Origin of the sequence: Myxococcus llanfairpwllgwyngyllgogerychwyrndrobwllllantysiliogogogochensis (genome assembly GCF_006636215.1) — a bacterium.
GTDB lineage: Bacteria > Myxococcota > Myxococcia > Myxococcales > Myxococcaceae > Myxococcus > Myxococcus llanfairpwllgwyngyllgogerychwyrndrobwllllantysiliogogogochensis.
On the sequence record NZ_VIFM01000120.1, the window covers coordinates 18,832 to 32,056 of the forward strand.

Consider the following 13,225-nt stretch of genomic DNA (forward strand, 5'->3'; position numbering starts at 1 on the left):
CGGGGCTCCAGGCCTGCCCCCTGCCTGGAGCCCGATGCGCAATGCCTGTCGTGCGACAGCGATGAGCCGCGAGTCAGGCGGAGCGCAGCTCTTCCGGGGTGCCCTCGCCAACCTGGAGGTGCGTTCGCAGCCAGTGTGCCAGCGCGTCTGCCTCCTCCTGGTCGGGGAAGCTGGCGATGGCTTCCTGGCGCGCCTCGCCGTCGGCGGTGGAGAGCCGGAGCGTGAGGTGATAGCTGCTCACCTGCTCCCTCTTGGGCGTGCGAAACTGGGGTTCGACGCGGAGAGACCGCACGTCGCGCCACCGGACGTCGAGCCGGTGCTTGCGTTCGGAGAAGGGCGGCAGGGAGAGGCTTCGCGACTGGGTGTGGAGGCGCAGGTCGTGGTGCCCCGACTTCAGCCGTTCGCGCGCCCACCGCCCGGCGAGCACACCGCAGGCGATGATGACGCCCCAGGTCCCCACGCCCACGGGCAGCGGGGCGGTGAATCCCCCCATGAATCCCCCGAGCGCGAAGCACGCCTGGGAGGCGCCCACCAGGGCCAGGGAGACCCGGATGGCCGGCCGCGGCCCATCGAGCGTCACGCACTCGCTGCCGTCCTCCCGGATGAAGGTGGACAAGCGGAACGGCTCTTCTTTCTTCGGGGTCCACCTCACCACGACCCACAGCCAGAACATCACCAGGTTGAAAGGCATCGCGCCCATGAGCGTGAACAGCCCCCAGCTATCCATGCCCGCCTGCAACACCGCCTCCGAGGGCTGACCAGGCCGGTAGTACACGGGGACGCTGGCCCCGAGGGGGTAGCGCGCGAGCTGCTCCTCCTCGTACCTGTGTATCCCCGAGCTCCCCGCGTTGAAGCTGTGCTTGTCGCCCTCGTAGGGCTGCCCGTCGACGGAGTAGGTGTAGGCCAGCTTCAGCTCGCGCCTGTAGCCCTTGCTCGTGTGCACCATCACCACCTCGCTCCGGGTGATGGTGCCCTGCGCGGAGGGCCAGCTCGCCACCTGTGCCTGGCGGACCATGGCGGAGATGGCGAAGAAGTCCAGGCCCCCAATGAGGACCGTCACCGGCAACACGACCACGATCATCAAGAGGGGCGAGCCCACGCGAACAGACATGGCCCCAGCCTATAGGGATACTCCGGAATGAACGAAAGGACGTCCGCTACGGGGCCCCCCTCCCGCAGGGTCCTGCGTGACGTCGCTCGCCGGACGGGTCACGTCGCCCATCACGAGCGTTTTCGACGCGGGCCCTTGTGCGGAGGCACTGTCGGCTCGGCCAGCGTCGCCATGGCGTCCACGAAGAGTCGGACCTTGGCCGGGAGATTCAGCCGGCTCGGGTAGACGGCGTGGATGGCCCGTGACATCGCGGGCCGGGGACCGAAGAGAATCTTCAGCCGGCCCTCACGGACGGCATCCCGGCAAAGGATGGCGGGGACGCGCGCGATGCCGACCCCGTCAATCGCCGCGTCGCACGCGAGTTCGAGGTCATTCACGGTCAGGACCGGGTCGATTCGAGACTTCACTCCCTCGGCCTCCCACGTCTCGAACGCACTGAAGCCAATGCAGCGCGCGGAGCGGAGGTCCCTGGCGCTCGGCATGCCGTACTTGGACAGGAAGCGGGGGCTCGCGACGAAATGGAACGGGCTCTCACCGAGCTTTCTCGCCACGAGCGACGAGTCGTCGAGAGGGCCGATGTGAATCGCGACGTCCAGCCCCTCTTCGATGAGGTGGACGCGGCGGTCCGCCAGCACCAGCTCCACCCGCGCCTGGGGATGGCGCGCGAGGTACCGCGAAACCACGGGGGTCAGGTATCGCCGACCGTAGAGCACTGGCGAGGAGACCCGCAGCAAGCCCGTGGGCTCTGCCTGCCGGTGTTGCACCTCGCTGTTCGCCTCGTCGATCTGCGCGGCGATGGCGGAGCAGCGCTCGTAGTACGTCGCTCCGGCTCCGGTGACCCGCAGGCGCCGCGTTGTCCGTTCGAGCAGGCGCACCCCGAGCCGAGCCTCCAGATTCCCGATGCGCTCGCTGACGGTCTGCTTGGTGATGCCGAGCTGGCGCGCTGCTCGGGTGAAGCTCTCCTCTCGAACGACCGCGACGAAGAGCATCATGTCGGCAGGTGGAATCATGACCGTCAATCCTAACCTGACAATGAGTTCGCTCGGGGCCACATTGTCGGGGAGGCTCTGGCTGCATCATGTTGCCGCTCGCCAACCTCAGGAGCTCATACATGAAGCTGTACTTCGCCCCTCGAACCCGAGCGACCCGTGCTCGCTGGTTGCTGGAGGAACTCGGGGTGCCCTACGAACTGGTCAAGCTTGACCTTGCTCGACAGGAGAACACCGCTCCCGCCTACCTGTCGGTCAATCCGCTGGGCGAAGTTCCCGTCCTCGTGGATGGAGACGTCACGCTGCTGGGGGCCCTGGCCATCTGCCTCCATCTGGCTGACCTGTTCCCGGAGAAGGGCCTGGCGCCGCGGATGGCTTCCGCGGAGCGCGGCCTCTATTACCAATGGATGGCCTTCGCCGAGGTGAGCCTCGAGCCCGTGGTGATGGAGTTCCACGGACACGCGCGGTTGCCCGAAGAGCGGAAGGCGGCCGCGCGCTCGAATGACGACCTCGCGAAGCTCGGGACTCGCCTCGCGACCCTGCTGGATGTCATCGACGAGGGACTCGGCGGCCGCGAGTTCCTGGTGGGACACGCGTTCACCGCCGCCGATGTGCTGATGGCATCAATCCTCCACCTGGCGCACACGCTGACGCTGCTCGACGGGCATCCGCGGTTGGTCGAGTACGTCAAAAGTCACACTCGACGCCCGGCGGTGAGGACGGCGGTTTCAGGGTAGGACACGGTGGAGGTCTCAAGGGGCGCGTTCGAAGACGGCCACCGCCTGGTCGTAGTCGACCGTCACGCGAAAGAACCTCAGCGCATTGCCTCCCAAGGCTCCTTCGACGGGCTTGTCCATGAACTGCGACATGAACTCACGGAAGTTCGGGTCAGGCCGGGTGGTGAACCAGACGGGGCCGACCTCATGACCCGCCACCTCGATGCGGGGAACCTCGATGAGCGTTGAGCCTGGAAGGTAGGTGTCTCCATCCTCGATGACCCGCCAGTCCGGGTGACGCTGGTGCCAGCGCTCGAAGGTGGAGCGAGTGATGAAGTTCGTCGCCCGGGTCGCCGGCCGCTCATCCGCGAGCACCTTCCTGGCGGACTCCGTGAGCGACAGCATCGCTCCCGTGTCGAAGAGCAGGTCGAGCGTCTCTCCGTCCACCCGAACCTGGATGCGAGGAAAGTTCGCCTGCCGCTTTCCCGTCGCATCCGTAGGAAACCCCAGCGCCACCCGGTGAGCGGGAGCGACCTCCGGAACGTCTCTCGCCGCGCGCAGCCACAGCTTTCCGCCGGGGTAGTCGAAGGTCCAGACCCGTCCGGCGAACCAGCCCTGACCAAGCATTCCATCCCCGAGTTCAGACAGGACCCTCTCCATTGCCGCCACGGGGAGCTGTCCCTCGGTGCCTTCGGGCATTGGCATCCAGGCTTCATTTCGGAAGTCAGGCATCCGTACCCAGTCCTCGGAATCCTCACCTCCTGCCGCTCTGGCAATCCGTTGCAGGCCCAGTCGCGTCACGGCATCCGCCAGGATGAAGAGGCCTCCCCCCGTGTCCGTGTAGAACGTCAGCGTCTGCCCTTCGCGCGTCACGGGCTGCACGAAGAATCGGTCCTCGCTGAACTTCACCGGCAGCGCGAGCGGTCGGCCGGGCACCGGTGCGGGAGTCTTGAGCGCGTCACTGGGGCTCGGCGTGGTGGCGCAGGACACCAACATTCCGAAGAGCATCAACAAGAGTCGCTGCGGCATGCGTGCGGTTCCTTTCGGGGTGTTTCCATCCTGCGACATTCACCACGGACTCCGGCGCGTGAACCACCGGGTCGAGCAGGCCGCTGCGCAGCACCGTGCAACGCCTTGCGCAGACGACGCCCGCGGGACGCAATATCAGGCAGACACCGTCGTGGCCCAGGTGGTGCAAGCTGGCGTCCACGACTCAACAGGGAGCACCTGCTCCTCTCGATGCTTTCCGGGCCCGGCGGAAGCACTCATCCCCCACCTCACGACCGCCATGCCTTCCACTTTCCCTCGTCACGCATCCGGGGGCGCCCTGCGCCTCTGTCTGGGTGTCGCGCTCCTCGCCTGGATGGGCTGTCGCTCACGACCTCCCGCCGAGCCCGTCGCCGCGCCCACGAGCACGGCGGTCAGCGCGCCCTTCGACGTCGCCTCCGTCATGAGGCAGGTCCACTTCGCGTACCGCCCCGAGGGCGAGCAGTGGAGCGGGGGCCATTCGACCTATGAGGTCCGGGCCTCCACGAACGGGATGTCCCTGTCGCCCTTCTCACCCCGGGATGGGCGGGTGAAGGGCGCGCCGCTGCATCTGGGACCGGCTCGGTTGCAACGAGGTGATGCACTCTTGAAACAGGGGGAGGCGACAGGAAGCGTGGAGGCCAAGGGCCGCCTCCGCCTGGAGCGGGCGGAGCTCACGGAGCACCTGGCCAACGAGGAAGAAGGAGTCACCCAGTCGTGGCACCTGCCTGGAGCGCCGCGAGGCCAGGGAGACCTCCTGCTGCGCATGCGCGCCACGGGGCTTGCCTTCGTGGAGAGCACGGCCGAGGGGCTCCACTTCGCGGCCCCCCAGACGGGCCTTGGGTTCCGCTATGGCCATGCCACCTGGGTGGACAGCCAGGGCCAGCGCACGACGCTTCCAGTCGAATACGCGGACCAGTCCCTTGGATTCCGCGTGCCCGAGGCGCTGCTGAAGTCCTCCGTCTTCCCGGTCACCCTCGCGACGGTCATCACCCCCGAGCAGGGCGTGGACCTGCCTGTCCACGGTCCCGCCTGGGGGGAATGGAAGGGCCCTCCCGCGGTGGGTTCCAATGGCACCGACTATCTCGTCGTCTGGTCCGACGCTCGTGGCGAGTACTACGGCGCGCTCCACGGCGTCCGGGTCTCGAGCGCGGGTGTGGTGCTGGACCCTTCCGGCATCAAGATTTCCACGGAGCCGGGTCACCAGGACTCGGCGGCGGTCGCCTCGAATGGCACGGACTATCTGGTCGTCTGGAGGACCCTGCCCGGTGGCATCACCGGCCCCACCGCGGACATCCAGGCCGCGCGAGTGACGAGCAACGGGCGCGTGGAAGACACCCCGAGCATCGCCCTCTCGCTCGACAGTCACGACGAACACGACCCGAAGGTGGCTTCGGTGGGTACGGACTACCTCGTCGTGTGGGAGCGACAGTATCCAAGTGGCGATAAGGCGAGCATCGTGGGCGCGCGGGTGACGAGTACGGGGCAGCGGCTGGAGCCCGTGGGCCTGAATCTGTCGCAGCCGTCGGACCGTCACTACAATCCTTCCGTGGCCTCCAATGGCACGCAGTACCTCGTGGTCTGGGAGGATTACGTCGCCCCGGGGAAGATAGACCTCCACGGAGCCCGGGTCTCTGCCCTGGGCGAGGTGGTGGCGGAGTCTCGCCGGGTCATCGCCAGCATGCACGAGCTGCAGATGCGCCCGTCGGTGGCCTCCCTTGGCACGGGGTTCCTCGTCGCCTGGGAGAGCATCGGTGACGCAGCCGGGGGTGGCATCTACTGCGCGCGCCTCTCGGCGGAGGGCGACGTGCTGGACGCCACCGGCCTGCTCATCTCCCGGCAACGCGCCAGCTATGTGGAGCCCCGCGTCAGCGCCAACGGGGCGAACTACCTCGTCGCGTGGGACCAGGGCAGCGGCGTCCATGGCGCGCTCGTGACGCCCGAGGGCACGCTCGGCCCGCAGCGGGCGCTGGGTCCCTCCACCTCCGTCCAGACGCGCATGTACCCCGCGGTGGCATCCAACGGCGCGGACTTCTTCGCGGTCTGGCTGAGCCAGGCGGCGACCACGTCGCGTAGCTCCCACATCATCGAGGGCACCCGGGTGACGGGGACGGGGGCGGTGGTGGACTCGCCCACGCCTCGGGTCCTCACCACCGCGAGCAACACGCAGCTCGCGCCAGCGGTGGCGACCAACGGCACGAACTTCCTCGTGGTCTGGGAAGACCTTCGTGGCGGCGGCAGCGACGTCTACGGCGCGCGGGTGACGCCCACGGGTGAGCTGCTGGACCCACAGGGCATCGCGCTCTCCACCGCGGCCTTCGATCAGCGCGCGCCCGCCGTGGCCTCCAACGGCACGGACTATCTCGTCGTGTGGAGCACGTACGGCGCGGGCGCTCCGGCTGTCGCGGGCGTCCAGGTGGCGGGCTCGGGGCAGGTGCTGAGCCCACAGGCCCTGAGCATCTCCAACGTGGCCGAGGTGGAGGGTGGGGCGGCCGTGGCCTCGAACGGGACGGACTACCTGGTGGTCTGGGCGGATGACCTCGACTTCAACGGCCCCATTCTCGGGGCGCGGGTGACGAGGACGGGCGTGGTGCGGGACAAGCCCGCCATTCGAATCGCCAGGTCCTTCAGGTCCAGGTCCCTGCCCTCGGTGGCCTCCAACGGGAAGGACTACTTCGTCGTCTGGCAGGACGCGCGGAACACCACCACCACCACCAGCGTCAACAATGACGTCTACGGCTCGCGGGTGACGAGCGCGGGCGCGGTGCTGGATACGCAAGGGCTGAGACTCGTCACCGCCCCCTCTGTGCGGCCGGAGCCTCGGCTCGCCTCGAATGGCGCGGACTACCTGGTGGTCTGGCGAGCGGCATACGCCGTCTTGGGGATGCGAGTGAGGAGCGACGGACAGGTCCTTGACCCCCAGGGCATCCTCATCACCCAGTCGACGAAAGGCCATGCCTCCCCGAGCGTGGCCTCCCTGGGCGCGGAGTACCTCGTCGTCTGGAGGGATTTCCGGAACGAGGCCCCGGGTGTTTCGTCCTACAGGTTCAAGGGCGATATCTACGGGGCGCGGGTGACCGGGGCGGGGCTCGTTCGCGAGCCCGAGGGGTTGTCCATCGCGGCGGACGCCCAGGCGGAGGAGGTCCCCGCCATCGTCGCGTCCCCTCTGCGACGGTCGGCCTTCGTCGTCTACCAGCGCTATGACGCTTCGCCGTCCATCCAGAGCAGGCGAAGCCGTGGACGGTTTGTCTCCTTCAACGACAACGAGCCGCCCACCGCGCTGGGGCAGAGCCTTCTGCTCCCCGAGGACTCCGCGCTCGCGCTCATCCTCCAGGGGACGGACCCCGAGGGGCAGGGGCTCACGTACTCCCTGGGCCCCGCGCCATCGCATGGCACCCTGGGGGGAGCGGGCGTGGACTACCTCTACACGCCAGCGGCCCAGTACCACGGCCTCGACAGCTTCACCTTCCAGGTCTCGGATGGGGAGCTGCTCTCCGCGCCAGCGACCGTCTCTTTCCAGGTGACGCCCGTCAATGACCCACCGTCGGTACCGGGGCTGCTGGGGCCCGCGGATGGCACCGAGTCCGAGGGAGGACTCTTCACCTTCACCTGGAGCGCCTCCACGGACATCGAGGGAGACGCCGTGAGCTACCACCTGGAGCTCCTCCAGGATGGAGTCGTGACGCGGACGCGCGTCACCGCGTCGACCACGTACACGCTGCCTCAGGCGGAGGGGCTTCCCGTGGGGCGTTACTCCTGGCGGGTGCGGGCCGTGGACGCAAGGAGCGCCTCGAGCGCGCCTTCCGCTGAGCGAGTCGTCATCTCCCTGCCTCGAAGGAACGAGCCGCCCATCGCGAACGGCCATACCGCCGCCACGAACGAGGACACCGCGCTGTCACTCGTCCTGCGGGGACAGGACCCGGAGGGGCAGGCCCTCACCTTCACCGTGACGACGCCGCCAGCGAATGGAGTGCTTGCGGGACAGGGGGCCGCGTTGACGTACACGCCTCGCGCGAACTTCCACGGGGCCGACAGCTTCGTGTTCACGGTCTCCGATGGAGAGCTGTCGTCCGCTCCGGCGACGGTGTCTCTCCAGGTCGACCCGGTCAACGACGCCCCATCCGTCCCCAGGCTCTTGTCGCCCGCGGACGGTGTGTCCCAGGCGGTGAGCGGTCGAGTCACCTTCCAATGGGAAGCCGCCACGGACCTCGAGGCGGACGCGGTGAGCTATGAGGTGGAGTTGCTCCAGGCGGGCGTCGTCGTCCACCGCCATGCCACGGCGCGGACGTCGCGTGCGCTCGGCGATGAGGAGGCGCTGCCGGCGGGTGTCTGGCGTTGGCGCGTGAGCGCGAGCGACTCCCACGGTGCTTCCAGCGGGCCCTCCGCGGAGTGGTCCTTCATCGTTCCTCCGAAGCCCGACCTGCCGCCCTCGGCGACCGAGGGTGAGGTGGCCACCTCGGAGGACACGGACATCGCAGTGACGCTCCAGGGACAGGACCCCGAAGGCCGCACGCTCACGTTCAGCATCGAGTCCCCTCCGGAGCACGGCACCTTGAGCGGCGAGGGCGCGGAGCGCGGCTACACGCCGGCCGCGAACTTCCACGGAGAGGACCGCATCACCTTCCGCGTCTCCGATGGCGTGCATGAGTCCGAGCCCGCCACGGTGTCCATCCACGTGGCGCCCATCAATGACTCACCTTCGATGCCCCGGCTCCTGTCGCCCGTGGACGGAGCCGTGGTGGAGGGAGGACTTGCCACGTTCCAGTGGGAGGCAGCCGTGGACGTCGATGGGGACGCGTTGGACTACGTGTTGGAGTTCCTCCAGGAGGGGCGCGTCGTCCGGACCTTCGCGCTCCCGGGGGCCACGTCGCGAGAGCTGAAGGGAGAGGACGAGCGACTCGCGGTGGGACTGCATTCCTGGCGGGTTCGTGCGGTGGACAACCAGGGCGGGCACAGCGCCACGGAGCCCTCGCGCGCCCTCACCGTGGTTCCTCGCGCGTCGCCGCCTCCCGTCGACCCTGGAACCGGGAATGAGAGGCCACGGACTTCTGGATGTGGCTGTGAGGCGCATCCAGGGGCGGGCGCCTCGGCGCCGTTTGCCTTCGCGCTCGTGCTCCTCCTCGGACGGCTCGTGCGCCGGGGTTCCCGTTCGTTTCTATCGGTATAGGCAGCACACGCTTAGAGTGCTCCCCGTCACGTTGTCAGGCCCAGAAGGGCCGGGAGCCAGGAATGTCGCCGACGCTGAAGTGGGCGCTTGGAGCGCTGGTGGGACTTCCGTTGATGTGCTGCGGCTGCGGCGGCATGTGGTTCCGGGGTCAGTTTCCCCATGAGGAGGCGCTCGCTCGGGTCGTGAACCATCAGCAGGTCATCCAGACACTGGGCGCGCCCGTGAGTGGCAGCTTCTTCTTCTCGGGCACGACCCAGGCTCGTGACGATAACGCAGTCGCCGAAATGCAGATTGCGCTCTCGGGAAGCAAGCAGGACGGCGTGCTGCATGTGAAGGCGGTTCAGACAAGCCAGGTCTGGGGATTCAGCCGCCTTCGAGTGATGGCGCAGGACGGCAAGGTCATCAACGTCGTCGCCGAGTTCTGAACAGGCCCATGATTCGGCTCGATGAACTCGGTGAAGTGACGACGTTCGCGGAAGTCGCCAGGCGGTTTGCCGGAGCGGATTGGCTCACCTCGTTCCTGGAGACCGAGGATTTAAACGACCCAGAGACCAATGGCATCGTCGTGCCACGCATCGTCAATGCCAGCGTGCGTTGCGAGGACACCATCAAGAGCGGGCGAGGTCCATGGGCCGTCGTCATCGATGGAGACCTCGAGACGAGTGGTGACCTCGTGTGCAGGACCAACGACTACCTGTCGAGCGCGCTGGTGGTGACTGGCGACGTGCGCGCGAGAAACGTGCGCTTCGCCGCGAGCGCACGCGTCGAGATAAAGGGCAACCTGATTGTCGGCGGCGGGCTCGGCATCGTGAGTGGAGCGTGGGGCGACGGCGGCGCGGTATTGGTGGCGCGTTCGTGTGAAGCCGCTCTCGTGTTGCTGGATGGCACCACGTGCGTCGACGCGGACCGGTGCCGCCGCACGGTGGTGTGTGGGGCGCGCGGTTGGACCGAGTTCACCCCCGACATCCACGACCACGCGACGTTCGATGAAGTGTTCGAGCCCACCGTGTTCGATGCGGACGGCTCTGTCGACTATGACCGCGTGATGTCCCTCGCGAACGCAGGGCGCTCCGCGCTGAAGCCCGAGGTCGAGGACCGGCTGCGTCAGGGCAAGGGCCTGGCACCACGCGCGGCGCTCACATGGCTGGCGAGTGATTCGCGCAGCCAGGCGCTCATGGCGCTCGGCGATGACGCGTCGATGGCGGTGCTCGTCGAGTTGTTGGCGGAGCGCGGCCACTCGGTATCCATTGAGAGCCTTGCGCGCTCGGTGCGAGCCATGCGTGGAGTTCGTCTCGGTGGACCGTCCCCAGGCACTTGATCCAGGGTCTGACGGCGACCGCATATCGCGGGCATCCTGACGCTCCCAATTCATTCATCTTCAATCAACAGCCCCGGGAGCTCACCACCGTTGGCGCGCGGTACCAGACCTCCATCACCCTGAGCAACGACCCGCGGATCCCCTGTCCGGACTACGCCTTCAAGAGGATCCTCGTCACCAATATCTAACGCCCTCCGGTCCGCTGCATAAGGAATGCAGCGGCGTCTGTCGCACTTCAGAGGGCGCCATGTCGGACGTGGGACGGGCTGTGGACAGGCATTGACGCGCGCATGACGCAGCGACCGGATTGGGGGCGCCTGACGCGGAAGGTTCGGCTTCGCCCGGCAGGTCAGGGCCCGAGGAAGGGCTCGACGGTTGTAATCATCGCGGGGGACTCGAACAGGTCGTAGTGCGTGTGGCCGGGCAGGATGGCGAGGCTCGACTTGGGGCGACCACTGCCGTCGAGGCCTCCGTCGCGCTGGCCCCCGCCGAGCAGTTCGTAGAACCGCGCGATGTACGAGGGCGGCATGGAGTCCGCGTCGGCGAACACGAGGAGCACGGGCATGGGGAGCTTCGAGACCTCCACGGACCAGTCGTAGGGGCGACGCTGGAGCTCGCCGGTCTTGTCGATGAGGCGCGCGAAGCCCGTCGCATCAGGCGCGATGGCGGCGTAGGTCTGGTACACCGGCGCGGGCTTCATCATGTCGGCGAGCGCGCCCGTCAGGTGCTGGAACGCCGTGGCCACCTCCGGGTACCAGCCGGTACTGCTGAACGGCGAACTCACCACGACGAGCTTGCGCACCCGCGACGGATGTTGGACGGCGAGGCGCAGGCCGACGCCCCCGCCGAGCGAGTAGCCCAGTACATCCGCTTGCGGCACGCGCAGCTCGTCGAGCAGGGCCGCGAAGTCGTCCGCCAACTGCTCGTAGCGCAAGGGGCGGTCGATGTCGGCGGTCCTGCCGTGGCCCTGGAGGTCGACCGAGATGACCTGGCGCCCCTGCGCGAGGCGCGTCGCGACCGGCGCGTCCATCAGGGTGTTGTGGAGTCCTCCGTGCAGCAACACGAGCGGCAGGACTCCGTCAGCGGGGACGCCGCGCACCTCGTAATAGAGGCGCAGGCCATTCACCTGGGCATGGCCGGTCTTCGTCGGGAGGGTGGGGGTCGTCATGGAGGAAGCGCCTCGGGAGGAGGGAATGGAGGAGCAGGAGACGGCGAGGAGGGACAGCGCGACAAGGAGCGTTCTCACGCGAGCACCTCCGGCAGACCGAAGGCGGCCTTCAGCCTGGGTTCGAACGTCGTAATCTCGTGGATGCGGCCGTCGCGTACATGCAGCACGTCGAGCTTGAAGGCGCGGAACGCGGGGTCTCCCGGTCGTCGCAGGTAGCTCATGGCCGCGGGCATGCGGTTGGCCCACGCCGGCACCAGTCGCCACTCGCCCATGGCATTCGCGCGCTCCATGAGCGGGAGCACCTGGTCCACGCCCTCGAAACACGCGGGCAGTGGGGGCATGGTCACCCGCACGTCGCGCGTGAGCAGCGCGATGGACGCCTTGCAGTCGCCGCTCTGGTGCGCCGAGATGAACGCCTCCAGCAGCGCGCGCTCGTCGGCGCTCACCGTGTCGCCGCGCGCGGGGGGCTCGTGGCGCGAGAGCGTGGCGCGGGCACGCTGGAGGCTGCTGTTGACCGCCGCGACCGAGGTCTCCAGCAGGGAGGCCGTCTCAGCCGCGGACCCGTCCAGGAGCTCGCACAACACGAAGGCCGCCCGCTGCCTCGGCGGCAGTCGCTGGATGACGGCCAGGTAGCCCAGGGCGATGGACTCGCGCGTGACGGCCTCCTCTTCGAGCAGGACGTCCGGGTAGGGCTGCAGCCAGGGAATCTCGGCGAACGAACGCGCGGAGGCCGCCTGCCGCGAAGAGCTTCGCAGGTGGTCGAGGCAGGCGTTCGTGGCGATGCGGTACAGCCAGCGCCGCATCCCGGCTTCACCGCCGCTCGCGTCGAACGCATCGCGCGCATTCCACGCGCGCAGCAGCGTTTCCTGCACCAGGTCGTCGGCCTCCGCGAACGAGCCGACCATGCGGTAGCAGTGGAGATGCAGCGCGCGGCGGTGCGGCCGCACGAGCGCGTCGAAGGCGGTCATCAGGGGCGGGGAGGGTGTGGTCTCTATCATCCACACCCAAACGACGCGGAGGGGCCGGAATCATCGGTCGACCGATGATTCCTCCCCGGCCCCAGTGAAAACGCGGGCTTGGCGCGGCTTCGATGCAGGCCCGCGCGAGGGCGGCTCAGAGCTTGAAGAGGTAGACGGCGCCGCTGTCCTCGCTGCTGTTGTCCGCCTGGTTGCCGTTGATGCCCTTCGCCTTGCTGTCCTCGTAGGGGACACCCACACCCAGCAGGTGGCCATCCGCCGAGAGCGCCAGGCGCAGGCCAAAGTTGTCGTTGCCCCCCGTGTTGGAGGCGTTGACGTAGGCCTGCTGCTCCCACGTGGTGCCACTTCGGGTTCGGTGTCTCGTGCGTCGTGAGTCAGGCGGAGCGCAGCGCTTCCGGCGCGGTCTCATCCACCTTGAGGTGTATTCGCAGCCAGTGCGCCAGCGCGTCTGCCTGCTCCTCGCGCCGGTGGCCCCGAGCACCTGCGTCGGGGTCGTCAGAACCGGCCCGACAGGCCCAGCATGCTTCCCTTCGCGTCGAGAGCCAGCACCGGCAGGATGCTCACCTCGGCGGCGGGGGCCGAAGGCGCCATGTTCGAGGCGTGGGACACCTCGTAGCCGATGAGTGAGCCGGCCATGGCGAATGCCGGGAAGAGAAGCGGCGCGATATCCTCGTGCTTCTTCGGAACCAGCGTCGAGGCCAGCAGCCCAAGGCCGCCCCCGGTTCCAGCCCCCAGCAATACGCCCCCGAAGGT

The 13,225-nt window shown here is 68.2% G+C and carries 11 protein-coding genes; 4 read left to right on the forward strand and 7 right to left on the reverse strand.

Annotated elements, in window-relative coordinates; all coding sequences use genetic code 11:
* Window positions 1-73 precede the first annotated feature (73 nt).
* Both FJV41_RS26670 and FJV41_RS26675 read right to left on the reverse strand, forming a co-directional pair.
* Entirely contained in the window at window positions 74-1,111 is a 1,038-nt protein-coding gene (locus FJV41_RS26670; protein WP_141645378.1) for a DUF3592 domain-containing protein, read from the reverse strand.
* Window positions 1,112-1,221: 110 nt separating this feature from the next.
* On the reverse strand, window positions 1,222-2,121 hold the full coding sequence (locus FJV41_RS26675) for a LysR family transcriptional regulator (protein ID WP_141645379.1): 900 nt from the start codon (window positions 2,119-2,121) through the stop codon (window positions 1,222-1,224).
* A gap of 101 nt (window positions 2,122-2,222) precedes the next feature.
* Here FJV41_RS26675 and FJV41_RS26680 point away from each other — a divergent pair, with 101 nt between their 5' ends.
* Window positions 2,223-2,837, forward strand: a complete 615-nt coding sequence (locus FJV41_RS26680; protein ID WP_141645380.1) for a glutathione S-transferase family protein — start codon at window positions 2,223-2,225, stop codon at window positions 2,835-2,837.
* Window positions 2,838-2,852: 15 nt separating this feature from the next.
* Here FJV41_RS26680 and FJV41_RS26685 read toward each other — a convergent pair whose 3' ends face one another.
* On the reverse strand, window positions 2,853-3,845 hold the full coding sequence (locus tag FJV41_RS26685; RefSeq protein ID WP_141645381.1) for a hypothetical protein: 993 nt from the start codon (window positions 3,843-3,845) through the stop codon (window positions 2,853-2,855).
* Between the two features lie 259 nt (window positions 3,846-4,104).
* On the opposite strand from FJV41_RS26685, the gene FJV41_RS54660 reads away from it, so the two are divergent.
* The 3 genes from FJV41_RS54660 (at window position 4,105) to FJV41_RS26700 (ending at window position 10,327) form a co-directional block, all read left to right on the forward strand.
* Window positions 4,105-9,009 carry a tandem-95 repeat protein gene (locus FJV41_RS54660; protein WP_141645382.1) on the forward strand — a complete coding sequence of 1,635 codons (4,905 nt, stop codon included), beginning with the start codon at window positions 4,105-4,107 and terminating at the stop codon, window positions 9,007-9,009.
* Window positions 9,010-9,071: 62 nt separating this feature from the next.
* Window positions 9,072-9,434, forward strand: a complete 363-nt coding sequence (locus FJV41_RS26695) for a cytochrome c oxidase assembly factor Coa1 family protein (RefSeq protein ID WP_141645383.1) — start codon at window positions 9,072-9,074, stop codon at window positions 9,432-9,434.
* Between the two features lie 8 nt (window positions 9,435-9,442).
* Window positions 9,443-10,327 (forward strand): hypothetical protein, encoded by an 885-nt coding sequence (locus FJV41_RS26700; protein ID WP_141645384.1) that lies wholly within the window; start codon window positions 9,443-9,445, stop codon window positions 10,325-10,327.
* 349 nt (window positions 10,328-10,676) lie between these two features.
* On the opposite strand, the gene FJV41_RS26705 is transcribed toward FJV41_RS26700, so the two are convergent.
* The 4 genes from FJV41_RS26705 to FJV41_RS53900 all read right to left on the reverse strand — a co-directional run.
* Window positions 10,677-11,495, reverse strand: a complete 819-nt coding sequence (locus FJV41_RS26705) for an alpha/beta fold hydrolase (protein WP_141645387.1) — start codon at window positions 11,493-11,495, stop codon at window positions 10,677-10,679.
* A 74-nt stretch (window positions 11,496-11,569) separates the two neighbouring features.
* Window positions 11,570-12,493, reverse strand: coding sequence for an RNA polymerase subunit sigma-70 (locus tag FJV41_RS26710; protein ID WP_141645385.1), 924 nt, complete (start codon window positions 12,491-12,493; stop codon window positions 11,570-11,572).
* 115 nt (window positions 12,494-12,608) lie between these two features.
* On the reverse strand, window positions 12,609-12,881 hold the full coding sequence (locus FJV41_RS53895) for a hypothetical protein (protein WP_141645386.1): 273 nt from the start codon (window positions 12,879-12,881) through the stop codon (window positions 12,609-12,611).
* A gap of 86 nt (window positions 12,882-12,967) precedes the next feature.
* Window positions 12,968-13,225 (reverse strand): hypothetical protein (locus FJV41_RS53900; protein ID WP_246137428.1); only part of this gene is annotated, 258 nt, incomplete at its 5' end.